This is a genomic window from Affinundibacterium flavidum (assembly GCF_014284175.1).
Classification (GTDB): Bacteria; Pseudomonadota; Gammaproteobacteria; order Burkholderiales; family Burkholderiaceae_D; genus Undibacterium; species Undibacterium flavidum.
Window position 1 is genome coordinate 1 of the sequence record NZ_JACOGA010000092.1, and the last position, 228, is coordinate 228.

At 54.4% G+C, this 228-nt stretch carries 1 pseudogene; it reads right to left on the reverse strand.

What is annotated here, in order from left to right:
- Nucleotides 1-228, reverse strand: a pseudogene (locus H8K55_RS21495) (Calx-beta domain-containing protein); the annotation flags it as partial.

Genomic DNA, 228 nt, shown 5'->3' on the forward strand with positions numbered 1-228 from the left:
TGGCCGTGCCATTGCTGGTGTTGTAACCGACAGAAACTGTTTGACCAGAGGCTGCGGACAAGGTGACTGTGAAAGTCGCTGTGCCGGCTGCTTCGTTGACGGTGACGTCGTTGATTGACAGGCTTGGCGTACCGTCATTGTCAGTAATCGTCGCGGTACCGACTGCGGAGGCATTGGTGGTCGTACCTGCTGTGCGGGTGACTGTTAAATCAAAGGTTTCAGTCACTT